The 23,496-nt window shown below is 63.9% G+C and carries 27 protein-coding genes; 20 read left to right on the top strand and 7 right to left on the bottom strand.

Annotated features, from left to right (window positions below; translation table 11 throughout):
- The first annotated feature begins 52 nt into the window (after nt 1-52).
- The 3 genes from ribH to EN852_RS12695 are packed head-to-tail and all read left to right on the top strand — an operon-like array spanning nt 53 to nt 2,255.
- Nucleotides 53-547: a 6,7-dimethyl-8-ribityllumazine synthase gene (ribH, locus tag EN852_RS12685; protein WP_127873806.1), complete on the top strand. Its 495-nt coding sequence runs from the start codon at nt 53-55 to the stop codon at nt 545-547.
- Entirely contained in the window at nt 544-1,038 is a 495-nt protein-coding gene (gene nusB / locus EN852_RS12690; RefSeq protein ID WP_040999924.1) for a transcription antitermination factor NusB, read from the top strand. The genes ribH and nusB overlap by 4 nt, the downstream gene beginning before the upstream one ends.
- Nucleotides 1,035-2,255: an MFS transporter gene (locus EN852_RS12695; protein ID WP_127873805.1), complete on the top strand. Its 1,221-nt coding sequence runs from the start codon at nt 1,035-1,037 to the stop codon at nt 2,253-2,255. Before nusB ends, EN852_RS12695 begins: the two co-directional genes overlap by 4 nt.
- Before the next feature lie 47 nt (nt 2,256-2,302).
- Here EN852_RS12695 and EN852_RS12700 read toward each other — a convergent pair whose 3' ends face one another.
- Nucleotides 2,303-2,875: an NADPH-dependent FMN reductase gene (locus tag EN852_RS12700; protein WP_127867835.1), complete on the bottom strand. Its 573-nt coding sequence runs from the start codon at nt 2,873-2,875 to the stop codon at nt 2,303-2,305.
- Nucleotides 2,876-3,146: 271 nt separating this feature from the next.
- Here EN852_RS12700 and EN852_RS12705 point away from each other — a divergent pair, with 271 nt between their 5' ends.
- The 5 genes from EN852_RS12705 to EN852_RS12725 all read left to right on the top strand — a co-directional run bounded on the left by EN852_RS12705 (nt 3,147) and on the right by EN852_RS12725 (nt 9,317).
- A complete protein-coding gene (locus EN852_RS12705) occupies nt 3,147-4,025 on the top strand; it encodes an ABC transporter substrate-binding protein (protein WP_342633677.1) in 879 nt (292 codons plus the stop codon).
- Nucleotides 4,026-4,077: 52 nt separating this feature from the next.
- Nucleotides 4,078-5,244, top strand: a complete 1,167-nt coding sequence (locus tag EN852_RS12710) for an ABC transporter permease (protein ID WP_127873804.1) — start codon at nt 4,078-4,080, stop codon at nt 5,242-5,244.
- Nucleotides 5,241-6,179: an ABC transporter ATP-binding protein gene (locus EN852_RS12715; protein WP_127873803.1), complete on the top strand. Its 939-nt coding sequence runs from the start codon at nt 5,241-5,243 to the stop codon at nt 6,177-6,179. The genes EN852_RS12710 and EN852_RS12715 overlap by 4 nt, the downstream gene beginning before the upstream one ends.
- On the top strand, nt 6,176-6,925 hold the full coding sequence (locus EN852_RS12720; protein ID WP_127873802.1) for an ABC transporter permease: 750 nt from the start codon (nt 6,176-6,178) through the stop codon (nt 6,923-6,925). The genes EN852_RS12715 and EN852_RS12720 overlap by 4 nt, the downstream gene beginning before the upstream one ends.
- Nucleotides 6,926-7,175: 250 nt before the next feature.
- Nucleotides 7,176-9,317 carry a sodium-translocating pyrophosphatase gene (locus EN852_RS12725; protein WP_127873801.1) on the top strand — a complete coding sequence of 714 codons (2,142 nt, stop codon included), beginning with the start codon at nt 7,176-7,178 and terminating at the stop codon, nt 9,315-9,317.
- Nucleotides 9,318-9,407: 90 nt separating this feature from the next.
- Here the strand turns inward: EN852_RS12725 and EN852_RS12730 are convergent, their stop codons facing one another.
- The 3 genes from EN852_RS12730 to EN852_RS12740 form a co-directional block, all read right to left on the bottom strand.
- Nucleotides 9,408-10,463, bottom strand: a complete 1,056-nt coding sequence (locus tag EN852_RS12730; protein WP_246694266.1) for a glycosyltransferase family 2 protein — start codon at nt 10,461-10,463, stop codon at nt 9,408-9,410.
- Nucleotides 10,399-10,944, bottom strand: coding sequence for a dTDP-4-dehydrorhamnose 3,5-epimerase family protein (locus tag EN852_RS12735; RefSeq protein WP_245519662.1), 546 nt, complete (start codon nt 10,942-10,944; stop codon nt 10,399-10,401). Before EN852_RS12735 ends, EN852_RS12730 begins: the two co-directional genes overlap by 65 nt.
- A gap of 132 nt (nt 10,945-11,076) precedes the next feature.
- Nucleotides 11,077-11,598: an outer membrane protein assembly factor BamE gene (locus EN852_RS12740; protein ID WP_127873799.1), complete on the bottom strand. Its 522-nt coding sequence runs from the start codon at nt 11,596-11,598 to the stop codon at nt 11,077-11,079.
- A 117-nt stretch (nt 11,599-11,715) separates the two neighbouring features.
- Here EN852_RS12740 and EN852_RS12745 point away from each other — a divergent pair, with 117 nt between their 5' ends.
- The 7 genes from EN852_RS12745 to EN852_RS12775 all read left to right on the top strand — a co-directional run bounded on the left by EN852_RS12745 (nt 11,716) and on the right by EN852_RS12775 (nt 16,495).
- Nucleotides 11,716-12,258: a ubiquinol-cytochrome C chaperone family protein gene (locus EN852_RS12745; protein ID WP_127873798.1), complete on the top strand. Its 543-nt coding sequence runs from the start codon at nt 11,716-11,718 to the stop codon at nt 12,256-12,258.
- Nucleotides 12,259-12,269: 11 nt separating this feature from the next.
- Complete coding sequence (locus EN852_RS12750; RefSeq protein ID WP_127867845.1) at nt 12,270-12,818, top strand: DUF177 domain-containing protein; 549 nt, start codon at nt 12,270-12,272, stop codon at nt 12,816-12,818.
- A 130-nt stretch (nt 12,819-12,948) separates the two neighbouring features.
- Complete coding sequence (gene plsX / locus EN852_RS12755; RefSeq protein ID WP_127873797.1) at nt 12,949-14,019, top strand: phosphate acyltransferase PlsX; 1,071 nt, start codon at nt 12,949-12,951, stop codon at nt 14,017-14,019.
- A gap of 9 nt (nt 14,020-14,028) precedes the next feature.
- Nucleotides 14,029-15,000, top strand: coding sequence for a beta-ketoacyl-ACP synthase III (locus EN852_RS12760; protein ID WP_127873796.1), 972 nt, complete (start codon nt 14,029-14,031; stop codon nt 14,998-15,000).
- Between the two features lie 105 nt (nt 15,001-15,105).
- Complete coding sequence (locus EN852_RS12765; RefSeq protein ID WP_040983242.1) at nt 15,106-15,429, top strand: integration host factor subunit alpha; 324 nt, start codon at nt 15,106-15,108, stop codon at nt 15,427-15,429.
- 132 nt (nt 15,430-15,561) lie between these two features.
- Nucleotides 15,562-16,101: a MerR family transcriptional regulator gene (locus EN852_RS12770; RefSeq protein WP_042640150.1), complete on the top strand. Its 540-nt coding sequence runs from the start codon at nt 15,562-15,564 to the stop codon at nt 16,099-16,101.
- A gap of 94 nt (nt 16,102-16,195) precedes the next feature.
- Nucleotides 16,196-16,495, top strand: coding sequence for a hypothetical protein (locus tag EN852_RS12775; RefSeq protein ID WP_127873795.1), 300 nt, complete (start codon nt 16,196-16,198; stop codon nt 16,493-16,495).
- Between the two features lie 100 nt (nt 16,496-16,595).
- Here the strand turns inward: EN852_RS12775 and EN852_RS12780 are convergent, their stop codons facing one another.
- The 3 genes from EN852_RS12780 to EN852_RS12790 all read right to left on the bottom strand — a co-directional run bounded on the left by EN852_RS12780 (nt 16,596) and on the right by EN852_RS12790 (nt 18,722).
- A complete protein-coding gene (locus tag EN852_RS12780) occupies nt 16,596-17,567 on the bottom strand; it encodes an ATP-grasp fold amidoligase family protein (RefSeq protein ID WP_127873794.1) in 972 nt (323 codons plus the stop codon).
- 115 nt (nt 17,568-17,682) lie between these two features.
- Nucleotides 17,683-17,886, bottom strand: a complete 204-nt coding sequence (locus EN852_RS12785; protein WP_127867850.1) for a hypothetical protein — start codon at nt 17,884-17,886, stop codon at nt 17,683-17,685.
- 230 nt (nt 17,887-18,116) lie between these two features.
- Nucleotides 18,117-18,722, bottom strand: coding sequence for a hypothetical protein (locus EN852_RS12790; RefSeq protein WP_189545874.1), 606 nt, complete (start codon nt 18,720-18,722; stop codon nt 18,117-18,119).
- Nucleotides 18,723-19,013: 291 nt separating this feature from the next.
- On the opposite strand from EN852_RS12790, the gene EN852_RS12795 reads away from it, so the two are divergent.
- From EN852_RS12795 to EN852_RS12815, 5 genes are all read left to right on the top strand, one after another.
- Nucleotides 19,014-19,280, top strand: a complete 267-nt coding sequence (locus EN852_RS12795) for a helix-turn-helix transcriptional regulator (protein WP_127227536.1) — start codon at nt 19,014-19,016, stop codon at nt 19,278-19,280.
- 154 nt (nt 19,281-19,434) lie between these two features.
- A complete protein-coding gene (locus EN852_RS12800) occupies nt 19,435-19,893 on the top strand; it encodes a YbaK/EbsC family protein (protein WP_127873793.1) in 459 nt (152 codons plus the stop codon).
- 245 nt (nt 19,894-20,138) lie between these two features.
- Nucleotides 20,139-21,467 carry an NAD(P)H-dependent oxidoreductase gene (locus EN852_RS12805; protein WP_127873792.1) on the top strand — a complete coding sequence of 443 codons (1,329 nt, stop codon included), beginning with the start codon at nt 20,139-20,141 and terminating at the stop codon, nt 21,465-21,467.
- Between the two features lie 2 nt (nt 21,468-21,469).
- Nucleotides 21,470-22,498, top strand: a complete 1,029-nt coding sequence (locus EN852_RS12810) for a thiamine pyrophosphate-dependent dehydrogenase E1 component subunit alpha (protein WP_127873791.1) — start codon at nt 21,470-21,472, stop codon at nt 22,496-22,498.
- Entirely contained in the window at nt 22,498-23,496 is a 999-nt protein-coding gene (locus EN852_RS12815) for an alpha-ketoacid dehydrogenase subunit beta (RefSeq protein WP_127874387.1), read from the top strand. The genes EN852_RS12810 and EN852_RS12815 overlap by 1 nt, the downstream gene beginning before the upstream one ends.

Genomic DNA, 23,496 nt, shown 5'->3' on the forward strand with positions numbered 1-23,496 from the left:
TTGCGATCAACCCCGCTTCGGCCTAAGTCACCGGCAACCCCCGGAGACTTCTATGGCAGGCACATCCCAACACGGCAAAGCGTTCATTCGCCCGAAGGCGAAGGCGCATCTGCTTATTATCGAAGCGCGCTTTCACGACGACCTCGCCGACGCTCTGCTCGAAGGCGCGACCGGCGCGCTCGACGAGGCCGGCGCCACCTATGACGTCGTCACGGTTCCCGGTTCGCTGGAGATACCGGCCGTGATCACCTTCGCGCTCGATGGCGCGGCCGAAGGCGGCACGCATTATGACGGCTTCGTCGCGCTTGGAACCATCGTCCGCGGCGATACCTATCATTTCGACATCGTCGCCAATGAATCGAGCCGCGCGCTGATGGACCTTTCGGTGCAGGAGGCAATCGCGATCGGCAACGGTATCCTGACCACCGAGAACGACGCGCAGGCATGGGCGCGCGCGCGGAGGACGGAAGGCGACAAGGGCGGCTTCGCCGCGCGCGCGGCGCTGACCATGATCGCGCTCAAAGAGAAATTCGGAGCCCAATCGTGACCGAGCCTGCCTCGACCGGAGCGGTACGCCACGCCAACAAGCGCGGCGCCGCCCGTCTTGCCGCCGTCCAGGCGCTTTACCAGATGGATGTGGCTGGCAGCGGCGTCTTCGAGATCACGGCCGAATACGAGGCCTTCCGCCTCGGCAAGGAAGTCGACGGCGCGCTCTACCGCGAGGCCGACGCGCAATGGTTCCGCGCCATCCTGACCGGCGTCGTCGAGAACCAGAAGACCATCGACCCGGTCATCCGCCAGGCGCTGACCGAGGACTGGCCACTGTCGCGGCTGGATTCGACGCTGCGCGCCATCCTGCGCGCCGGCGTCTACGAATTGATGAAGCGCGAGGACGTGCCGGTGGCCGTGATCGTGTCCGAATATGTCGACATCGCAAAAGCTTTTTACGAGGAAGACGAGCCGAAGCTGGTGAATGCCGTTCTCGATCGCGTCTCGCGCCGGGTTCGCGGCGAGGGGCGTGGCAAGGACGCTTCGTGACGACCGCAACGGCCGCGGTAGGCCGGACCGGCAGGGAAGGGCGCCGCACAGCCGTCCTGCTAGCCGCCGCGCAGGCGATCGTCGGTTCGGCCGCTCCGATAGCCATTTCGCTCGGCGCGCTCGCCGGTCAATATCTGCTCGGCCCGGACAAGTCGCTGGCGACTGCCCCGGTCACCGGCTTCAATCTCGGCGTGGCGCTCGGAGCCTTGCCGGCCGCCGCCATCATCCGCAGCCTAGGCTATCGCGGCGGCTTCATGACCGGCACCGTGGTGACCGCGCTCGGCGGCCTGATCGCGACGCTTGCGCTCTTCCAAGGGAGCTTTTGGCTGTTCGCCTTCGGCCTCTGCATCATCGGCGTCGGCGGCGCCTTCGTGCAGCAGTTCCGCTTCGCGGCCGCCGACAACGCGCCGCCTCAATTCAAGGCGCGCGCGATCTCATTCGTTCTGGCGGGCGGCATCATCACCGCCGTCCTCGGACCGCAGATCGTCATTTACACCCGCGAACTGCTGGCCCCGGTCATGTTCGCGGGATCCTTCGCCTCGATCCTGCCGCTTGCGGCGGTTGGCGCGCTCGTCCTGTCGTTCCTGCGGGTTTCCTCCCGGACCGGAGCCGTCACCGAAACCGCTGCAAGCGATGCCCGGCCGCTGGCCGAAATCGTCACCCAGCCGCGGTTCGTCGCAGCACTTTTCTGCACCGTCGGCAGCTACGCGCTGATGAGCTTCGTCATGACCGGCGCGCCGCTCGCCATGGTCGGCTGCGGCCTGTCGGAAGACGACGCGACGCTCGGCATTTCCTGGCACGTCATGGCCATGTTCGGGCCCAGCTTCTTCACCGGCTCGCTGATCCATCGCTTCGGCGCCGAACGCATCCTGGCCACCGGCCTCGTGCTCCTGATCGGCTGCGCCACGGTGGCGCTTTCCGGGCTGCATCTGTGGCAATTCTGGACGGCGCTGATCCTGCTCGGGCTTGGCTGGAACTTCGGCTTCATCGGCGCCACGGCCATGGTGGCGGCCAGCTACCGCCCCTCCGAGAAGAGCAAGGTGCAGGGTTTCCACGACTTCGTCCTGTTCGGCTCCGTCGCGTTCTCCTCACTCATGTCAGGCGCGATCTACAATGCATGGGGCTGGACGATGCTCAACTGGGTCGTCTTCCCGGTCGTCGCGCTTTGCTTCGTCGCGCTCGGCACCTTGAAGATGGTAGGCCCGCGCGAACTTTGAAGAAGGTGCCGAAGGCCGCTCCGGCGAGAAGTTCGAAGCGACCGGCATCATGCATCTGGCGGGAGCACCTGCAGGACCCGCGCGATGAACATGTGGAATTCGTCCATGTAGTTGCGCAGGAATGTTTCCGTTGACTCCACAGTCACCTCGCCATCGTCGGTGATCAATCCCGGGGTAAACTGGATGTAGGCTTCGGGAGAGTTCATCTGGGGTGCGTTGCAGAAGCTGAGTACGCTGCGCAGGCTCTGCTGGGCGACGGCTGTCGCGATCGCGCCCGGCGACGTTCCGATGACGGCTGTCGGTTTGCGGGCGAAAGAATTCTTGCCGTAGGGCCGGCTCGCCCAGTCGATTGCGTTCTTCAGGCCGCCGGGGATCGAGCGGTTGTATTCCGGCGTGACGAAAAGCACTGCCTGGACGGACGCGATGGCCTTCTTGAACTCCTGGGCGACCGGCGGAAAGTCGGCATCATAGTCGTAACTGTAGAGCGGCAGGTCCTTGAAGGGGATTTCCGTCATCTCAAGTTCGGGCGGCGCCAGTTTTACGAGGGCCTTCGCAAGCTTGCGGTTGATGGAGCCCTTGGCAAGGCTGCCGATGAGGTAGCCGACTTTATGCTTGGCCATGACACACTCCCTGTTTTTGGCCGCCGACCCGCCTTTCCCTAATATTCCCCAGAACAGGGCAGGCCGCCAGCCGACCTTAGGTCGGCATCGCTATGTCGGGGTGCGGCCATGGCCTTCGTCCGGCCGAAAATTATTGCGTGTATCTCCCTAGTTATGAAACCGTATGCCCCGACCGGCCGTTGAAGCTGTGCTCATATGCGACCACCGATTGATCGGCTCATAGCAAGGGATTTTCACAATGTTTTCAGTTAGAAAGCTCGCTTTCGCGGCGATGGCGCTTGGCATCGCGACGGCATCGGCAAATGCCCAGGTGGTGGTGTCTTCCAAGATCGACACCGAAGGCGGCGTGCTGGGCAACATCATCCAGCTCGTGCTCAACGCCAACAACATCAAGACCACCGACCGCATCCAGCTCGGCGCGACTCCTGTGGTGCGCAAGGCGATCACCGCCGGCGAGATCGACATCTATCCAGAATATACGGGCAATGCCGCCTTCTTCTTCCAGAAGGCCGACGATCCGGTCTGGAAGGACGCCGCCAAGGCCTACGAGACCGCCAAGAAGCTCGACTACGACGCCAACAAGATCGTCTGGCTGTCGCCGTCGCCGGCCAACAACACCTGGGCGATCGCGCTGCGCAAGGAAGTGGCTGACGAGAACAAGCTCGCCACCCTGACGGACTTCGGCAAGTATGTCGCCGGCGGCGGCAAGGTGGTGCTGGCGGCTTCCGCCGAATTCGTCAATTCGGCGGCGGCGCTTCCGGCCTTTCAGACGACCTATGGCTTTACCCTGAAGCCGGACCAGTTGATTACCCTCTCCGGCGGCGACACCGCGGCAACCATCGCTGCCGCCGCCAACCAGACCAACGGCGCCAACGCCGCCATGGTCTATGGCACCGATGGCGGGATCCAGCCCTCCGGCCTCGTCGTGCTCGAGGACGACAAGGGCGTGCAGCCAGTCTACCAGCCGGCGCCGATCATCCGCGAAGAAGTCCTGAAGCAGCATCCCGAAATCGATGCGCTGCTGAAGCCGGTTTTCGCCAAGCTCGATCTCGTCACCCTGCAGGAGCTCAATGGCCGCGTGCAACTGGGCGGCGAGCCCGCCAAGGGCGTGGCGGAGGATTTCCTGAAGAAGAACGGCTTCCTGAAGTAAGGTGAGTTCGGCGCGCCGTGTTTACGGCGCGCCGGCTCGATTGGGGACGATCGTGATCATCCGCTTCGACAAGCTCGGCGTCGTGATCGCCGCGATCGTCGCTTACGCAGCCTTGGCCGCGCCCTTTGCCACGTTCCGCGCCAACCGCATCGTGCCGGGCCAGGCGCGCCCGATCCTCGAAGCGCTGCCGCCGACGCTTGGCATATTGTTGCTGGCGATCGTGATCGCCGCCGCCATCGTTGCACTGCTCAGGACGCCACTCATTCTCAGGTTGGCGGCCAGCGTGGCCGCGCTGATCGCGCTTGCGGTCCTGATCGGCGTTGCCGGCGGTTTCCTGACGCCGGCCGGCAACACCTTCGCCCGTGTTGCGCCGGCCTCGGGCTTCTGGCTGCTGATCTTTGCCTTCACCTTGCTGCTTGCCGATGTGCTGAGCAGGCTGAACCTGTCACCCTGGGCGCGCGTCGGCGTGCTCGTGCTTGCCACGCTCGCCATTGCCGTGCTGCTCGTCTCGGGAAGCTGGGACAGCCTCTCCATCCTCAAGGAATATGCCAGCCGCGCCGACAGTTTCTGGGCCGAGGCTTCCAAGCACGTCACGCTGGCGCTTGGTTCGCTGGCCGGCGCGGTGATCGTCGGCATACCGCTCGGCGTCCTTTGCCATCGCGTCGAGAAGCTGCGGGCAGCGGTGCTCAATGTGCTCAACATCATCCAGACCATTCCCTCGATCGCGCTGTTCGGCCTGCTGATCGCACCGCTCGGCTGGGTCGCCGTCCATGTGCCGGGCGCTGCAGCGGTCGGCATCAGGGGCATCGGCACCGCACCCGCTTTTGTCGCGCTCTTCCTCTATTCGCTGTTGCCGGTGGTGGCCAACACCGTGGTTGGGCTGGCTGGCGTGCCCCGCGCGGCCAACGACGCCGCGCGCGGCATGGGCATGACCGACCGCCAGCGGCTGCTCGACGTCGAGTTCCCGCTCGCCTTTCCGGTGATCCTGACCGGCATCCGCGTCGTGCTGGTGCAGAATATCGGCCTCGCCACCATCGCGGCGCTGATCGGCGGCGGCGGCTTCGGCGTGTTCGTTTTCCAGGGCGTCGGCCAGACGGCGATGGATCTGGTGCTGCTCGGCGCGCTGCCCACCGTGGCGCTGGCCTTTGCGGCGGCCATCGTCCTCGACGCCGTCATCGAGATGACCGCCACCAAGCGCAGGGTAGTTGAAACGGCATGATCGAGATCGAAGGCATCACCAAGCGCTATGACGAGACGACAGTGGTCGACAATGTTTCGATGGTCATCGAGCCGCGCACCATCGCCGTCATCGTCGGCACGTCGGGATCCGGCAAGACGACGCTGCTCAGGATGATCAACCGGCTGGTCGAGCCGACCTCCGGCGTCATCAAGCTCGACGGCGCCGACAACCGCTCGGTGCCCGGCTATCAGCTGCGCCGCAGCATTGGCTACGCCATCCAGGGGCACGGCCTGTTTCCACACCGCACGGTGGCGCAGAACATCGCCACCGTGCCGCTCCTGCTCGGCTGGGACAGGGATCGCATCAAGGCCCGCGTTGATGAGTTGATGACGCTCTATCAGCTCGATCCGCAGGCTTACGGGCCACGCTACCCGCATGAGCTTTCCGGCGGCCAGCAGCAGCGCGTCGGCGTCGCCCGCGCTTTGGCCGCCGAGCCGAACGTGCTTTTGATGGATGAGCCTTTCGGCGCGCTCGACCCGATCATCCGCACCAAGGCGCAGGAGGATCTGCTGGCGATCCAGAAGCGCTTCGGCACCACCATCATCCTCGTCACCCACGACATGGAAGAGGCTGTGCATATGGGCGACAAGATCGCCGTCATGGATGCCGGCAAGCTGGTGCAATACGCCAAGCCGGCGGAGATTCTGGCCCGACCCGCAAGCGGCTTCGTCGAGACATTGGTCGGCGCCAGCGAAAGGCCGTTCCGGCTGCTGTCGCTCGGGCCTGTGCGTGATGCCGTGGAGCCGGGCGGCGCCGAAGGCGAGGCGATCCCCGGCGACGCCACGCAGCGCGACGCGCTGGCCGAACTCCTTTGGTCGGGGCGGCCCGCTCTGCCGGTGAAGGAGGCCGACGGCAATCTCATTGGCCGCGTCACCATTGAAGGCCTGGTGCAACGCGCGGCGAGGCCGCAATGAAAGCCTGGCTGCCCGCGCTGTTGAGGCTGGCCGTTCTGGTGCTGCTGGTGGTTTTCATCACCAGCCCCGGCTGGTTCGAGCCGCTGCTGAAACCCCTGACCGAGAACGGCGCTCCGGCTGTCTACAACCAGGGCAGCCTGCTGACGCTGACCTTGCAGCACCTGCGGACCGTGCTGGTCGCGACGGTCGCCGCGACGATTGTCGCGGTGGCGCTGGCCATCCTGGTCACCAGGCCAGCCGGCACCGAGTTCCTGCCTTTGTCGCGCAGCCTCGTCAATATCGGCCAGACCTTCCCGCCGGTTGCCGTGCTGGCGCTTGCGGTACCGGCCGTCGGTTTCGGCGAGAAGCCGACGCTGATCGCGCTTTTCCTCTACGGGCTGCTGCCGATCTTCGAGAATGCGCTGACCGCGCTGACCACGCTGCCGGGCAACGTGACGGAAGCGGCGCGCGGCGCCGGCATGACCGGCTTGCAAAGGCTGATGAAGGTCGAGTTGCCGCTCAGCGCCCCGGTGATCCTTGGCGGCATCCGGCTTTCGGTGGTCATCAGCCTCGCCACCGCGACGATCGGCTCGACGGTTGCCGCCAAGACGCTCGGCGAGGTGATCATCGCCGGCCTGATCTCGAACAACCTTGCCTTCGTGCTGCAGGGCGGCCTGATCGTCGCCGCGCTTGCAGTGCTGATCTATGACGGGCTTTCGGCGATCGAGCGCTACGCCGCGCGCCGAATGGGGCAGGGGGCGGAATAACGCTCTGCGGATTGGCGAAGGTGCCCCAGCGTCATTTCAATCGATCTAATTCCAGGCCCGCGCTGGCACAACATTTACTGCCTTCTTCTTTTGGGCGAAAGCCGGGCAAAAACCGAACAATATCTTGACGTTCCAAGCCCTGTTTCGCATACACCCCAACCAAGGGGTGGATTCCGTGCGCGGCATCCATCTCCGTTCCAACGGCCCAGGGAGGGGTTCTTTTGGGCCAACAATCGAGGAAAATCCGGCAATGACCATCATTACCGCCGTCATCGCCTGCGGCTTGCTTTCAGTCCTTTACGCCATCTGGGCGACACGTTCGGTCCTTGCGTCCGATCAGGGCAATCAGCGCATGCAGGAAATATCCGCGGCCATCCGCGAGGGCGCCCAGGCCTATCTGGCGCGCCAGTACACCACCATCGCCGTGGTCGGCATCGTCGTGCTCCTGCTTGCCTGGTGGTTGCTCTCGATCACCTCCGCGATCGGCTTCCTGATCGGCGCCGTGCTTTCGGGCGCCGCCGGCTTCATCGGCATGCATGTCTCGGTGCGCGCCAATGTCCGCACCGCGCAGGCCGCCTCGAACAGCCTCGCCGCCGGCCTCGACATCGCCTTCAAGTCCGGCGCCATCACCGGCCTGCTGGTTGCGGGCCTGGCACTGCTCGGCGTCTCGATCTACTACGCCATCCTGACCGGCCCGCTGGGCCTGCAGCCGAATGACCGCGTCGTCATCGACTCGCTGGTTTCACTCGGCTTCGGCGCTTCGCTGATCTCGATCTTCGCCCGTCTCGGCGGCGGCATCTTCACCAAGGGTGCTGACGTCGGCGGCGACCTCGTCGGCAAGGTCGAGGCCGGCATTCCCGAAGACGATCCACGCAACCCTGCTACCATCGCCGACAATGTCGGCGACAATGTCGGTGACTGCGCAGGCATGGCCGCCGACCTGTTCGAGACGTACGCGGTGACGGTCGTCGCCACCATGGTGCTCGCCGCCATCTTCTTCGGCGGGACGGCCGCGCTGGGCGCTGCGATGCTCTACCCGCTCGCCATCTGCGGCGCCTGTATCCTGACCTCGATCGTCGGCACCTTCTTCGTCAAGCTGGGCTCCAACGGCTCGATCATGGGCGCTCTCTACAAGGGCCTGATCGTCACCGGCTTACTGTCGATCGTCGGTCTTGCCGCCGCGACCTCCGCTACGGTTGGCTGGGGCGAGGTCGGCACCGTTGCCGGCATCGCCATCACCGGCAAGAACCTGTTCATCTGCGGCCTCATCGGTCTGCTGGTGACCGGCCTTATCGTGGTGATCACCGAATACTACACCGGCACCAACAAGCGCCCGGTGAACTCGATCGCCCAGGCTTCGGTGACCGGCCACGGCACCAATGTCATCCAGGGGCTCGCGGTCTCGCTGGAAGCGACGGCGCTGCCAGCCATCGTCATTGTCGGCGGCATCATCGCCACCTACCAGCTCGGCGGCCTGTTCGGCACGGCGATCGCCGTCACCACCATGCTTGGCCTGGCCGGCATGATCGTGGCGCTCGACGCCTTTGGCCCGGTCACCGATAATGCCGGCGGCATTGCCGAAATGGCTGGCCTGCCCAAGGAAGTGCGCCACTCCACCGACGCGCTCGACGCGGTCGGCAACACCACCAAGGCGGTCACCAAGGGCTACGCTATCGGCTCGGCTGGCCTCGGCGCGCTGGTGCTGTTCGCGGCCTACTCGAACGACCTCCGGTTCTTTGCCGCCAATGGCGACAAGTACCCATACTTCCAGGGCATGGGTGACGTCTCCTTCGACCTCTCCAACCCCTACGTCGTCGCCGGCCTGATCTTCGGCGGCCTGATCCCCTATCTGTTCGGCGGCATTGCGATGACCGCCGTCGGTCGCGCCGCCGGCTCGATCGTCGAGGAAGTGCGCAAGCAGTTCCGCGAGGACAAGGGCATCATGGCCGGCACCTCCAAGCCGAACTATGCGCGCGCCGTGGACATCCTGACCAGGGCGGCGATCCGGGAAATGATCATCCCGTCGCTGCTGCCGGTGCTTGCGCCGCTTGTCGTCTATTTCGGCGTGCTGCTGATCTCCGGCTCCAAGGCCTCGGCCTTCGCGGCGCTCGGCGCCTCGTTGCTCGGCGTCATTGTCAACGGTCTCTTCGTCGCCATCTCGATGACCTCCGGCGGCGGCGCCTGGGACAACGCCAAGAAGTCGTTCGAGGACGGTTTCACCGACAAGGACGGCGTCAAGCACCTGAAGGGCTCCGACGCGCACAAGGCCTCGGTCACCGGCGACACCGTCGGCGATCCTTACAAGGACACCGCCGGTCCGGCCGTCAACCCGGCGATCAAGATCACCAACATCGTCGCGCTGCTCCTGCTCGCCGTGCTCGCGCACGGCTGATCGCGGCGGCTATTCCGGGATAAGCCCGCGGGAGCGATCCCGCGGGCTTTGTTTTTTGACACCATGCGTGCCGCCTTCCCGGCGGGGCACTCAGTTGGCTTCCGGCCTTTCGCTGCCATGGCGATAGCGGGCCAGCAACGCGTCGATGTCCGGCTCTCGCTCGGGCATTGGCGGCAAGCCGCGTGTCTGGCGCAGCATAGCAATGAAGGCGCCCCGGCGATGTTGGCGGCGGAAGGAACGCGCCCGCGGATGTATGCCAAGCAACGCCAGAAGCCTGCGTTTAAGGTAACGGGAGCGCTTGAGGGGAGCAGGTTCCTCGGCATTGCCGAGAATCCTGGCGCGCAAAGCGTCCGGCAAGCCCATCGCGTCCATCAGTTCATCCTGCTCCTGCGCCGTATCACGCGCATAGCTGCCTTCGCGCTTGCCCGAATGCAGCATGAGCACGGTCAGATGGGGCATTGTCGCGATCACCGCACCCTTGCGCCAGGCACGGAACAGCCAGTCCTGGGAACTTTCGCAAACGCACTGGCTGGCCGGGCGCCATGGGCCAAGCCTTGACAGCGACGTCCGGCGGATCATTTGCGCGGAGCCGAATCCGACTGTGGTGACCGGGTCATAGAAGCCGTCCCGCCCCATTCCGAGGATCATATGCCTGGAACCCTTGCTCGCGGACGACTCGATGACCGCGCCTCGGGCGATCACCACATCGGCGGCGGTGGCGTCTATCCAGCCGCTCATCGACGCCAGATGGTCGGGAAACCAGAGGTCGTCATGATTCAAGATCGCGACGAAGCGGCCGCGGGCCCTGGCGAAGCCGATGTTGTTCGGCCCCGATTGCTCGCCGAAATTCACCGGAAGATCGATGTAGGAGATGCGGCAGTCATCGAAGGCGGCGACAATTGCCGGTGTCTCCGGCCGGCACGCGTCGCCGACAACGATGGCTTCCCAGTCCTGCAGGGTCTGACCGAAGAGGCTTTTCAGCGTCTGGCGCAGGACTGCCGGGCGGTTATGCGTCGCGATGACGACCGAGACAAGTGGTTCGATCCGCCCTGTTGGCGCGCTCTGGCCGGCCTGTTCCACGCTATGCCAGCTTGTAGGGGATCTGTTCGGTATCGGGCGGTAGCCGCCAGTGATCGGGCGCGTCATAGGCGTAGGCCTTGTCGACCAGATTGAGCACCAGAGCAATGTCCGGTCCGAGCGCGACGACACCATGCCAGACGCCGGGCGGAATGCCGACGATGGCGGGCCTGACCGCTCCGACGATCTTGTGCCAGACCGTGCCGAATGTCGGCGAGGCCTTGCGACCGTCGAACAGCGAGATCCGAACGCTGCCCACCGAGCAAAAAAGCCGGTCGGTTGTGACGCCATGGGCATGCCATCCCGTCACCGCGCCCGGATAGAGCGTGCGCTGAAACACCTGTCCGACGGGAAGTCCGTCGAGATCCCATTCTTCGCGAAAGACTTCAGTGAGGTAGCCGGTCGAAGTCGCGACAGGCCGGATTTCCTTGAGCGCAACGCCGTCGATTGTCGGCGCATCGACGACAAGCCAGTCAGGTGTCACGGTCTGCCGGTCTGGCGTGCCTGTCGCCATCCAGCCTTGCGGCACAGTACGATCGCTGTTGCTCATGACCGGTCCCGAATCTCCGGCAAATTGATAGGGGGACGTCTGAATGTAAGCAAGTATGCGTCTTGGCCGCGCGTGAACAAGACCCGCCGGCGCGCCGGCGGGTGCTGATTGTTCTGCGGGCCGTCGATAGACTTAAGGCGTGCCGCTGCCGCCGCCGGGGATGCCGGGTGCCAGCTTGCTGGCGCCGTTGATGACCTGGCTGAGGAAGTTCTGGTCCTTGCCGCCGGTCGGCGTCGTCCTGGAGATGAAGTCGAAGATCTTGCCGTCCTTCAGGCCGTAATTGGCGATCTGGGTCACGCGACCGTCAGCGCCGAAATAGACCGCCAGCACATGCTGGTCGATGATGTGGGGGTTGTCGAAGGCGACGTAGCGCTTGCGCGTCTGCGAGATGTAGTAGAAGGCCTCGTTGTCGAAGGTCGCCGTCGTCGATGGGGTGCCCAGCGCCAGCAGCACCTGTTCACGGCTCGATCCGACCGGTACCGAATCGATTGCTTGCTGGTCGATCACATAGCCTTTCGTCAGCGTCTCGCTTGGATGGAGATCGCCGAACATCTTGGACGAATTGCAGGCGGAAAGCGCTGATGCCACCATCAGCAGTGAGGCCACGCCCACTGGGGCGGGCGCAAGAAACGACTTGAATTTCAGCGCACCCAACAACAATTCTCCATCACATCCCCGCAACTTGCGCTGGGCCGCAAAACCGGTAAACCAGCTTGCATGCCGATGCAACAAGGCCAAATCAAACAACAGGTCCCCGGGAGACCGCCCTCAATGTTCCAGCGCCTTTTTGGCCGCGAACGCAATGCCAACCGCGCTATCACCGAGGCGCTCTACGCACAAATCGTGGCGGCGGCGCGGCAAACGGTGTTTTATTCGGACTGGAATGTGCCGGATACGCCGCTCGGCCGCTTCGAGATGCTGTCGCTGCATATCTATCTCGTCCAGCACCGGCTGCATGGCGAGCAAGGCGTGGCGGCCGAGGTCGCGCAAGTGCTGATCGACGAGTTCTTCCTCGATGTCGATCACTCGCTGCGCGAACTCGGAATCAGCGATGTCGGAGTGCCCAAGCGTATGAAGAAGCTGGCAAGGATGTTTTACGGCCGCACGGCCGCCTATGACGACGCCCTCCGGGAAAACGACCGGGTGGCGCTTGCGGCGGCGCTTTCCCGCAATGTCAGGCCGGACGCGGGCCCCTGGCCGCAGGCGCCGCTGCTGGCGGACTATGTCTGCGAGGCCAGCCGGAAGCTCGCCGTGCAGCCGACCGAATCGATCGCCGCCGGCACCGTCGCGTTCCCGGCCGCCGGGGCCGCTTGAAGGAGGCCAGCATGAAAGACGCTGAATTGCGCAGCCCGGTATCCTTTGTCGCCAATGTCGCGCGGCTGCCGCAAAAGGGCCTGCCGGTCCTGATCGAGGCGGATCAGCGCCAGCGTGCCGCACTTGCCGCCGAATACGACCTGCTCTCGGTCGAGAGTTACCGCGCCGAGCTGCTTGTTGCTTCGTGGAAACGCAACGGCGTCAAGGTTACGGGCCGCGTCGAGGCCGACATCACGCAGGCCTGCATCGTCACCCTGGAGCCGGTAAGCGCGCATATAGACGAACCGGTCGAGGCGCTGTTCCTGCCCGAGCAGTCGAAACTTGGACGCGAGGGTTTCGAGGGCGGCGGCGAGATCATTCTCGACGCCGACGGACCGGACAGCCCGGAAACGTTCTCAGGCGACACGATTGATGTCGGCGCGCTGGCCGAACAGTTCTTCGGCCTCGCGATCGATCCCTATCCGCGCAAGCCGGGAGCCTCGCTCGACGTCGCCGGCGACGATCAGCCCGAGGAAAGCGAATTCCAGAAAAAGCTGCGTTCGCTGCTTGGAAAATCCTGAGAGTGGTCCGGATTTTGGAAAAGTTGGTTGTGCGCAGGCGCAAAACCGCTATTTTCGCCGAACCTTCGCGAGCCCCCTTACCTTGGCAGGCGTCCGCCGCTAGCCAGGCAAACCGTGAGAAAAACACCGAGTGATCAGGATTTCCATCGATGCCATGGGCGGCGATCACGGACCGAGCGTGGTCATCCCGGCGCTGATGACGGCCGTCATCCGCCGCCCTGACATCCGCTTCGTCATCTATGGCCGCGAGGACGTGGTGCGTCCCGAGCTCGCCAAGTTCCCGAAACTCGCCGAAGTAAGCGAGTTCGTCCATTGCGATGTCGCCGTGCGCATGGACGACAAGCCGAGCCAGGCGCTCCGCCACGGCCGCTGGAAGTCGTCGATGTGGAAGGCCGTCGAGGCGGTGAAGAGCGGCGCCGCGCAGGCCTGCATCTCGGCCGGCAACACCGGCGCGCTGATGGCGATGTCGAAATTCTGCCTGCGCACGATGGCCACCATCGACCGCCCGGCAATCGCGGCGCTCTGGCCGACGACGCGCGGCGAGAGCGTCGTGCTCGATGTCGGCGCCACCATCGGCGCCGACGCGCATCAGCTGATCGATTTCGCCATTCTGGGCACCGGCATGGCGCGCTCGGTGTTCGGCATCGAGCGGCCAAGCGTCGGCCTGCTCAATGTCGGCGTCGAGGAGATCAAGGGCCAGGAAGAGGTCAAGGAGGCCGGCCGCATGCTGCGCGAGGCCAACATGGCCTCGATGAATTACCGCGGCTTCGTCGAAGGCGACGACATCGGCAAGGGTACGGTCGACGTGGTGGTCACCGAGGGCTTTGCCGGCAATATCGCGCTCAAGACCGCCGAGGGCACGGCAAGGCAGATCGCCGGCTATCTGCGCGCCGCCATGAGCCGAACGCTCATGGCCAAGATCGGCTACGTCTTCGCCAAGGGAGCCTTCGACCGGCTGCGTGAGAAGATGGATGTCGGCCGCTCCAATGGCGGCGTCTTTCTAGGCTTGAACGGTATTGTGGTGAAAAGCCATGGCGGTGCCGATTCGGATGGCTTCGCTGCGGCGATCGAGCTCGGCTACGACATGGTGCGCAACAATCTGCTTGACCGGATCGAGGCCGACCTCGATCTGTTTCACGCGCGCAACCCGAACGCCCAGGCAAACAGGAAATCCGGCGTCGCCGCCAACGCCGAGGAATAGGAACGGACCTTGATCAGATCAGTCGTGCGCGGCAATGGCGCCGCGCTGCCCCGCCGCATTATGAAGAATGCCGACTTCGAAGGCATGGTCGAGACCTCCGACGAATGGATCGTCCAGCGCACCGGCATCCGCCAGCGCCATGTCGCGGCCGATGACGAGACGACGGCCTCGCTCGGCGAGGCGGCGGCGCGCGCAGCGCTCGACAGCGCGGGCATGACGCCCGCCGAAATCGACCTCATCATCCTGGCGACTTCGACGCCCAACAACACGTTCCCCGCGACCGCCGTCGAGATCCAGAACAGGCTCGGCATGCATCACGGCTTTGCCTTCGACATGCAGGCCGTGTGCTCGGGCTTCGTCTATGCCATCGCCACCGCCGACCTTTATATCCGTGGCGGCTTGGTCAGGCGTGTCCTGGTGATAGGCTCGGAGACATTCTCGCGCATCCTCGACTGGAACGACCGCTCGACCTGTGTGCTGTTCGGCGACGGCGCCGGGGCGCTCGTTCTAGAAGCCCAGGAGGGCGCCGGCGCGATCGCCGACCGCGGCGTGCTGGCGGCGAGCCTGCGCTCCGATGGCGCACATAAGGACAAGCTCTTCGTCGATGGCGGGCCTTCGACGACGGGAACCGTCGGCCATCTCAGGATGGAAGGCCGTGAGGTGTTCAAGCATGCCGTCGGCATGATCACCGACGTCATCGAGGCGACCTTCGGCGAGGCCGGCATAACGGCGCAGGAGCTCGACTGGTTCGTGCCGCATCAGGCCAATAAACGGATTATTGACGCTTCCGCCAGGAAGCTCGGGATAGCCGAGGAGAAAGTTGTGGTCACCGTCGATTTACACGGTAACACCTCGGCTGCCTCGGTGCCGCTGGCTCTCTCGGTGGCCGTCGCCGACGGCCGCATCAAGAAGGGCGATCTGGTGCTTCTCGAGGCGATGGGTGGAGGCTTCACCTGGGGCGCGGTATTGCTCCGCTGGTAAGTGCCGAACGCGCCGGTTCGGTCCTTGACCTTGCCGGATCAATTACTTAGGCTCTGCCTTTGGCTGTATCGATTTACATTTTCTGCGAGCAGATGGGACGGTCGCATGGGGGGAAAGACACTGACGCGTGCCGACCTTGCTGAAGCCGTTTATCGGAAGGTTGGCCTGTCGCGGACTGAATCGGCGGAACTCGTCGAAGCCGTGCTGGACGAAATCTGCGAAGCCATCGTTCGGGGCGAGACGGTCAAGCTTTCGTCCTTTGCCACCTTCCACGTCCGCTCCAAGAATGAGCGCATCGGTCGCAACCCCAAGACGGGCGAGGAAGTGCCGATCCTGCCGCGCCGGGTGATGACGTTCAAATCCTCCAACGTGCTCAAGAACCGGATCCTGCGTTCGCACCAGAACAGCAAGGGCAAGGGCGGCAAGTAGTTTGCTGGCGAATGCGGTTGAAAACCGCCGGCGGTTTTGACGCCGGGCTTGAATATCGTTCCATAAATCGCTGAAATAAGGGGCGATTCGGCATCGTGAGCCGGATCGTGGTCCAGTGTGGAGGATTGGCCCATGGACAAGAGTCCCGATGCTTTCCGTACCATCAGCGAAGTGGCGGAAGATCTCGACCTGCCGCAGCACGTGCTGCGTTTCTGGGAGACGCGCTTCACCCAGATCAAGCCGATGAAACGCGGCGGCGGCCGTCGCTACTACCGGCCGCAGGATGTCGAGCTGATCAAGGGCATCCGGCACATGCTGTACGATCAGGGCTATACGATCAAAGGCGTGCAGAAGCTGTTGCGCGAGAACGGCAACCATTTTCTGGTCGCCATCGGCAATGGCGATATGGCCGCCGTGGAGGCGATCGCCCAGCGCCGTCAGGCCGAGCAGGTGCCGCTGACGGCGGCCGCGCAGCCGCGCGGCGACGAGGACGCGCTCGTCGGCCAGCCGAAGGTGAAGCCCAGTCGCCGTTTCTTCGGTCTCGGCAAGAGCGACGACGAAGGTCCGGTGCAACCAGACGCTTCAAAGTTGTCGCGTGACAATCGCGCCTTGCTGCAGGAGGCGCTGTTCGATTTGCTGGAGTGCAAACGCCTGCTCGACCAGGTTCGCTGAACGGTCATCATTGCACTTGATACCGCGCGGTCGGGCCGCCGGAACTGGCCCGTCGTCCGTGCGTTAGGCCTTCTCGAAGAGAAGGACAATTGGCATGGCATCGTTTTCGACCCTCTCCGACCTCGATATCGATAAACAGGTCGCGGCGCTTTCGCGGCAATTGAACGACCTCAAGAAGGTCTTGGCCAGACGTGGTGACGCCTATTACGAGGATGGCCGCGAGGCGGCGTCCGACTATTATTCTCAGCTATATGATCGCCTTCACGAGGCGCTGCCGGCAATAAGGCGCAGGGGCAGGACGATCGAACGAACGGCGCGTGACCATCCGGCGACGGCCGCCGTCGGCCTTGTCGTGGTCGGATTGCTTGCCGGCCTTCTGATCAGCCGGCGCTGATCTATTCGGAAGCGCCATTTCCATGTGGTGGGCGGCGATCAGCGAGCGAGCTTGATCTTGCTCTTCGGGTCGAACTGAACCGTGATGCGCTTGAAGTCGCTTAGCGGCGCGCGGCGCATCGGGCGCGTAGCGCCTCGGCATAGAGGCGACCGATCCCCTGTCGTGGCCGCCTGAGATAGGCCGAGTGCTCCAAACGCCAGTAGCGCTCGATCCGCCTGGCGATCTCGGGATTCGTCCAGGTGCCGTAGCCGGCGGCGGTATAGATGCATATCTCACCGGCATGGAGACCTTTGTCGGTGACCAGAAAATCCACCCTGACATGGTCGAGATCGCCGGCGATTCTTGGCGCCAGCGCTATGGCCTGTCGAACGAAGTCGAGCAGCCTGGGGGTTAGCGGCAGTGCCTGGTCCTCGCGCGGATAGTCCGGGTCGCGGCCGGGGAGCGGCGTGCCCTGGTCATCGAACAGATGCGAGCGCTCGGCGAGCTTGTCCTCGGCCCAGACATGGCTGACGATGCCGCTGCAGACATGAACCTTGATGTCGGTGGCGATTGATCCGCCTGCGAGATCAAGCCTCTCTTCGATGAAGAGCGCGCGATCGATCGGCCAGTAGGCCCATTCGCCATTGCGCCGCCCGAAAGGTTTGCCGAGCCATCGCCTGGCCTTGCGGATGATTTCCGCCCGCTCGGGGCCGCCTTCCGAGACGAAGATGTTCATCGCGCAACCGTGGTTCGGCTTCACGACAACTCCGCCGGACAAAAGGTCCGCCGGGAGGTCTTCAGGGTGCCGGCCGGACCATAGTGTTTCGGGTATCGGCAGATCAGGGCAGACACCGCGGATATAGGCTTTTGCCGCCAGCTTGTCGGTCAGCGTCACAAACAGCGGATTGCGGTCGACGATCTTCCGCCACAGCATCAGTTCGTTGTAGCGCGACGGAGCGGCGGGATTCGGCAGATAGCCGAGCCTCATGGCGAAGCGGGCAATAAGAGCCGGATGACGAAGCGTCAACACGATGCGCGCGGCCATCAGCACCAGGCGGTGTCTGACCGGCAGGTCGGCACGGGTTCCCATCATGCAAAGTCCGGAGCGCGATTCGGCATCACCGGATGCTTAATCAGAAGAACTCCGATGGGAAAGCCGGGTCTCTCAAACGGCGATGGCCTGCCTTCCCATCGGCAAGACGGAAGGATCAGGCCTTCTTCGGAGCCATCTTCTTGTGGTGGTGATGATGGTGGTGATGGTGATGATGGTGGACGCGATGATGCCTGCGATGATGGCGATGGTGGTGGTGCTTCTTGGCCGGAGCAGCGTCAGCGCTGGTGGTGCCGAGGATGGGCATGGTGAACGCCAGGGCCAGAGCCAGCCCGAGCGCGGAGAGGAGGGACTTCTTCATGACTTCGTTTCCTTTTACGCGGGCGTTCCGAGATTCACCGGACCAAATCGGTGACCCTAGCCCCGCGGTCGGGACTATCCTCCTGGTTTTTTTCGACAATTTTTCCCAAGTGTAGATTTTTGTTTCCGGATTGTTTCTGAGGATACTCGTGCCCGTGCGTTCCCAGAGTTGGTTGGGGCGTCCTCCGGAAATCCGCGAGTGGGAACTGGCCGGCCGCAGTCCGCCCGGCTTCACATGGGCGGCGCAATGCCGTGATTCCCGACCACGACCCGATTCGCGGCGAGCTTGCCGTCGCCGCCTCGCTCGGCGTTGACGAACACCGCGGCGCCCGGCGTCAGATCCGCCGACGTGGCCGTGGCGAATGTCACGATCGGTGTGGTCTGCGGGATGGCAATCTGTTTCTTCTGGCCATTGTCATAGGTGAGCGTGACCGTGCGGCCCTGGATTTCCGTGACGTCGGCCACGGTGCCATTGGTCATGCGGCTGTTAGGCTGCAGATCCCAGTCGCGGTCGCCTTCTCCGGTGCCCTTCAGCGCCGCGGGAAAGATCACGACCTCCAGCGCCCCGCTGCCGCCATCTGCTTTCGAAATCGAGGCGATGCCAAGGAAATCGCCTTGCTTGATATCGGCGGCCGATGCCTTGGCGACGCCCGAAATCTTCCAGCCGTCGGCAAGCGTGATCGCATCGGTTTTGCCGTCGCGGTCCTTTACTGTGAGCGTCGATCCGGCAACGCTGACGACCGTGCCTCGAATACGTGCGACATCCGCCCGTGCTTCCGTCGCGCCGACGATGCTTGAGATTGTGCCGAGCACAATTGCGAACGATTTCAAATTCATCGTATTCGATCCTTCCGTGAGATGTCCGGTGCGGGGGCTGCTGCCGGTGACGGCTAGCTAACGAATCGAGGCGTCGAAAATGCCGGCGAAACCGGTCGCGGAGCTTCAAAAGAACTTGATTGGGCGCCGCGTGACCCTACATGTACGTGGCCTGCGATACCGGCCGGAATGCCGCTTCACGATGGCGTGACGGCCTAAGCTCTTGGCAAATCATTTGTTAACGAGCATTCTCCCGCCAGTCTCAGGCAACGCCACATTTCATCAGACCCTGTTTCATCTCAAGGAGTTGCCATGCCCAACACCGCACGGAACGCCGTTTCCAACGACATCATTGCCGCGTCCGGCCTCAATCCGCTGAAAGCCGCTCGCGAAACAAGGGGATATACGATCGAGGAACTCTCTTTGACCTGCGGCCTTGCCGTGGGCGAGATCATCGACATCGAGGACGGCAAGGACGCCGATCCCGCCAAGCTCCGGCGCATTGCCTCGGCATTGCAGATGCCGGAAGAGGAATTGATCACAGTGCCGGCCGCCGAGAATCGGCCCACGCAGCAATAGAGGCACGAAAAGCGTCCATTCGAGAGCCCGCCGCGGTTTCGCCCGGCGGGCTTTTTAATGCCTGAAAGACGGAAGCGCTGGCTCTTGCCAACAATGCTTGCGCCATGCGAATCGCCGACCGCTGCTATCCGACAGACTTGACGAGGGGTCCACCATGAGCTTGGAATCGGTTCGCGCTTTCTTTGCCGAGCATGCGCCCGACATCGAAGTCATTGTCACCGAGGCCAGTTCGGCAACCGTGGCGCTGGCGGCGGAAGCCCATGGCGTGATGCCGGCGCAGATCGCCAAGACGATCTGCCTGCGTGTCGGCGACGAGACCATGCTGGTCGTTACCAGCGGCGTCGCCAGGCTCGACAACCGCAAGTTCAAGGACAGGATGGGCGGCAAGCCGCGCATGCTTGGCGCAGAGGAGGTGCTTGCGGCCACCAGCCATCCGCCGGGTGGCGTCTGTCCGTTCGGCTTGCCGGCACCGCTTCCCGTTTATTGCGATCTGTCACTCAAGGCCTTCGACGAGGTCGTCCCCGCTACCGGCGCCACCAATGCCGCGGTGCGTATCGGGCCGCAGCGCATGGCCGATCTGGTCGGCGCCATATGGGTCGACGTTTGCCAGTAACAATTACCGCCTAGATATCTCTTGCGGTCCGTCGAACGGCCTTGGCCGGCATTCGGCCGCGGGCGCGCGCTCGCATTCGGTTTGATGGCGGCGCTCATGGTCCATGCCTTTCGCGGCCGCGCCTCGACCAATCCGAAAAGCGTCGACTAACGGTCAAAGATTTGGACATTAGTCTTGACAGAAATACAGATGTTCAATACCCGTCAAGCAATCAAACAGCATGCGATATGGGAGGAATGAGCGGCATGGCTTCCAATATTTCGTTGACGGGCCTTGCCCGGGATCTCGATGAACGCGGCAAGTCCGGCAAGCCTATCCGCATCGGCCTCATCGGCTCAGGCGAAATGGGAACCGACATCGTTACCCGCGTCGCCCATATGTCCGGCATCGAGATCGGCGCCATTTCCGAACTCAACCTGCCGGCGGCGAGCAGGGCCGTCGATATTGCTTTCCAGGAGACCGGACACGCGCGGGAAGTATCGAACGCCTCGGCCATGACCGCTGCGATGGAGGCGGGCAAGATCGCCGTCACCAACGATTCCAGCCTTGTCATCGGCAACGACCTCATCGACGTCGTGATCGACGCGACCGGCGTTCCGGCCGTCGGCGCCGAGATCGGCCTGCGCGCCATGGAGCACGGCAAGCACCTGGTGATGATGAATGTCGAGGCCGACGTCACCATCGGCGCCTATCTCAAGGCCGAGGCCGACCGTCTGGGCGTCACCTATTCGCTGGGCGCCGGCGACGAGCCGTCTTCCTGCATGGAGCTGATCGAGTTCGTCTCCGCCATGGGCCACCCGATCGTCGCCGCCGGCAAGGGCAAGAACAATCCGCTCAACATCGACGCCACGCCTCCGGACTATGAGGAGGAGGCGAAGCGCCGGCATATGAATGTACGCATGCTGGTCGAATTCGTCGACGGTTCGAAGACCATGGTCGAGATGGCTGCGATCGCCAACGCGACCGGGCTGGTTCCCGACAAGCCCGGCATGCACGGTCCGGCAGCCACGCTCGGCGAATTGTCGGAGGTGCTGGTGCCTCAGAAAGACGGCGGCGTGCTGTCGAAGGTCGGCGTCGTCGATTATTCGATCGGCAAGGGCGTCGCGCCGGGCGTCTTCGTCGTGGCCGACATGTCGCATCCGCGCGTCTCGGAGCGCATGGAAGACCTGAAGATGGGCAAGGGCCCGTACTTCACCTTCCATCGCCCCTATCACCTGACATCGCTGGAAGTGCCGCTCACCTGCGCCCGCGTCGTGCTCTACGGCAAGGCTGACATGGTGCCGCTGGCAAAGCCCGTGGCCGAGGTCTGCGCGGTCGCCAAGAAGGATCTGAAGCCTGGCGACAAGCTCGATGCCATCGGCGAGTATTGCTATCGCGCCTGGATTATGACGGCGCCGGAAGCCCATGCGGCGCGCGCCATCCCCTGCGGCCTGCTGCAGGGTGGCTCCGTCACGGCGCCCATCAAGAAGGGCGAGCTGATCACCTATGCCAACGCGGCCCCCGCGCCGGGCTCGAAGATCGCCGAGTTGCGTGCCCGCCAGGATAAGCTCGTCTATGGCGCTGTGGGGGCGTGATCATGGCCGGAGCCAGCAAAGCCGTTGCGGATAGCCGGGCCAACCTGCCTTTCGTCTATCGTCAATACAGTCCGGAGCAACTGAGGCAGGTGCTTCACAAGATGTACCTCATCCGCCGCTTCGAAGAGGGCGCGGAAGAGTGTTATATGCGCGGCCTCATCCACGGCACCATGCACCTGTCGATCGGCCAGGAAGCCAGTGCCATGGGCATCTGCATGCCGCTCGCCGAGGATGACCAGATCACCTCGACGCATCGCGGCCATGGCCATTGCATCGCCAAGGGCGCCGAGGTCAGCCGCATGTTCGCGGAGTTCTTCGGCAAGACCACCGGCTACTGCAAGGGCAGGGGCGGCTCCATGCATATCGCCGATGTCGGCAAGGGCAATCTCGGCGCCAACGGCATCGTCGCCGGGGGCATTCCGATCGCGGTCGGCGCAGCGCTTTCGTCCAAGAGGATGAAGACCGGCAAGGTGGTCGTCTCCTTCTTCGGCGACGGCGCCAACAATGAGGGCGCCTTCCACGAAGCGCTGAACATGGCGGCGATATGGAAGCTGCCGGTAATCTTCGTGTGCGAGAACAACGGCTACGGCATGTCGACCTCGACGGCGCGCTCGACGGCGGTGAAGAACATCGCCGAGCGCGGGGCCGCCTATTCGATGCCGGGTGTCATCGTCAACGGTAATATCTTTTCCGAGGTCGCGGAGGCGTCCTTCAAGGCTGTCGAGCGGGCACGCGCGGGCGAGGGGCCGACGCTGATCGAATCCAAGACCTACCGCCATCGCGGCCATTCCAAGAGCGACCGCAACCGCTACCGCACCAAGGAAGAGATCGAGGATTGGATGGCGAACCGCGATCCGATCACGCTGTTCGAGAACGAGCTGCGCGATTTCGGCTTCATCGACGACCAAGGCATCGAGGCGATACGTGACGCGGTCGCCAAGGAGATCGCCGACGGCATCGAGTTCGCCAAGGCGAGCCCAGCGCCGGAGATCGCCACCCTTGAGAACTATGTTTACACGGAGCAAGCGTGATGGACGCTGTGGTGCGTGAGCTCAGCTACGCGCAGGCGATCCAGGAAGCCATGGCGATCGCCATGGACATGGACGAGCGCGTCTTCCTGATGGGCGAGGATATCGGCGTCTATGGCGGCGCCTTCCAGGTGACCGGCGATCTCGTCGAGCGCTATGGCACCGACCGGGTGATCGACACGCCGATCTCGGAACTGGGCGGCGCGGGCGTCGCGGTGGGCGCGGCCGTTACCGGCATGCGGCCGATCTTCGAGTTCCAGTTCTCGGATTTCGCCACGCTCGCCATGGAGCAGATCGTCAACCAGGCGGCCAAGATGCGCTTCATGCTCGGCGGCGAGGTCTCGGTGCCGGTGGTGATGCGCTTCCCTGCCGGCTCCGGCACGGGTGCGGCCGCGCAGCACAGCCAGAGCCTGGAAGCCTGGCTCGGCCACGTGCCCGGCCTCAAGGTGATCCAGCCGGCGACGCCGCACGATGCCAAGGGCATGCTGCTTGCCGCCGTTGCCGATCCGGACCCGGTCATGATCTTCGAGCACAAGCTGCTCTACAAGATGAAGGGCCATGTGCCGGAAGGCCACTATACCGTGCCGATCGGCAAGGCCGAGATCCGCCGCGAGGGCCGCGACCTCACCATCGTTGCAACATCGATCATGGTGCAGAAGGCGCTCGACGCTGCTGCGGCGCTGGAAGGCGAGGGCATCGACATCGAGGTGGTCGATCTGCGCACGATCCGGCCGATCGACCGGCAGACAATCATCGACAGCGTGAAGAAAACCTCGCGCCTGCTCTGCGTCTACGAGGCGGTGAAGACGCTCGGCATCGGCGCGGAAGTGAGCGCGCTTGTCGCCGAAAGCGAGGCCTTCGATTATCTCGACGCGCCGATCGTGCGCCTCGGCGGCGCTGAAACGCCGATCCCCTACAATCCGGATCTTGAAAAGGCGACGGTGCCGCAGGTTCCCGACATCATCGCCGCCGCGCGCGACCTCGTGAAAGGGGTCCGCTGA

The organism is Mesorhizobium sp. M2E.F.Ca.ET.209.01.1.1 (assembly GCF_004010375.2).
Classification (GTDB): domain Bacteria; phylum Pseudomonadota; class Alphaproteobacteria; order Rhizobiales; family Rhizobiaceae; genus Mesorhizobium.

Coding starts and splice junctions, on each gene's coding strand:
- ribH (WP_127873806.1), top strand. CDS start 53: ATGGCAGGCACATCCCAACACGGCAAAGCGTTCATTCGCCCGAAGGCG.
- EN852_RS12700 (WP_127867835.1), bottom strand. CDS start 2,875: ATGGCCAAGCATAAAGTCGGCTACCTCATCGGCAGCCTTGCCAAGGGC.
- EN852_RS12705 (WP_342633677.1), top strand. CDS start 3,147: ATGGCGCTTGGCATCGCGACGGCATCGGCAAATGCCCAGGTGGTGGTG.
- EN852_RS12715 (WP_127873803.1), top strand. CDS start 5,241: ATGATCGAGATCGAAGGCATCACCAAGCGCTATGACGAGACGACAGTG.
- EN852_RS12720 (WP_127873802.1), top strand. CDS start 6,176: ATGAAAGCCTGGCTGCCCGCGCTGTTGAGGCTGGCCGTTCTGGTGCTG.
- EN852_RS12725 (WP_127873801.1), top strand. CDS start 7,176: ATGACCATCATTACCGCCGTCATCGCCTGCGGCTTGCTTTCAGTCCTT.
- EN852_RS12730 (WP_246694266.1), bottom strand. CDS start 10,463: ATGACGCGCCCGATCACTGGCGGCTACCGCCCGATACCGAACAGATCC.
- EN852_RS12735 (WP_245519662.1), bottom strand. CDS start 10,944: ATGAGCAACAGCGATCGTACTGTGCCGCAAGGCTGGATGGCGACAGGC.
- EN852_RS12745 (WP_127873798.1), top strand. CDS start 11,716: ATGTTCCAGCGCCTTTTTGGCCGCGAACGCAATGCCAACCGCGCTATC.
- EN852_RS12750 (WP_127867845.1), top strand. CDS start 12,270: ATGAAAGACGCTGAATTGCGCAGCCCGGTATCCTTTGTCGCCAATGTC.
- EN852_RS12765 (WP_040983242.1), top strand. CDS start 15,106: ATGGGGGGAAAGACACTGACGCGTGCCGACCTTGCTGAAGCCGTTTAT.
- EN852_RS12770 (WP_042640150.1), top strand. CDS start 15,562: ATGGACAAGAGTCCCGATGCTTTCCGTACCATCAGCGAAGTGGCGGAA.
- EN852_RS12775 (WP_127873795.1), top strand. CDS start 16,196: ATGGCATCGTTTTCGACCCTCTCCGACCTCGATATCGATAAACAGGTC.
- EN852_RS12780 (WP_127873794.1), bottom strand. CDS start 17,567: ATGATGGGAACCCGTGCCGACCTGCCGGTCAGACACCGCCTGGTGCTG.
- EN852_RS12785 (WP_127867850.1), bottom strand. CDS start 17,886: ATGAAGAAGTCCCTCCTCTCCGCGCTCGGGCTGGCTCTGGCCCTGGCG.
- EN852_RS12790 (WP_189545874.1), bottom strand. CDS start 18,722: ATGAATTTGAAATCGTTCGCAATTGTGCTCGGCACAATCTCAAGCATC.
- EN852_RS12795 (WP_127227536.1), top strand. CDS start 19,014: ATGCCCAACACCGCACGGAACGCCGTTTCCAACGACATCATTGCCGCG.
- EN852_RS12800 (WP_127873793.1), top strand. CDS start 19,435: ATGAGCTTGGAATCGGTTCGCGCTTTCTTTGCCGAGCATGCGCCCGAC.
- EN852_RS12805 (WP_127873792.1), top strand. CDS start 20,139: ATGGCTTCCAATATTTCGTTGACGGGCCTTGCCCGGGATCTCGATGAA.
- EN852_RS12810 (WP_127873791.1), top strand. CDS start 21,470: ATGGCCGGAGCCAGCAAAGCCGTTGCGGATAGCCGGGCCAACCTGCCT.
- EN852_RS12815 (WP_127874387.1), top strand. CDS start 22,498: ATGGACGCTGTGGTGCGTGAGCTCAGCTACGCGCAGGCGATCCAGGAA.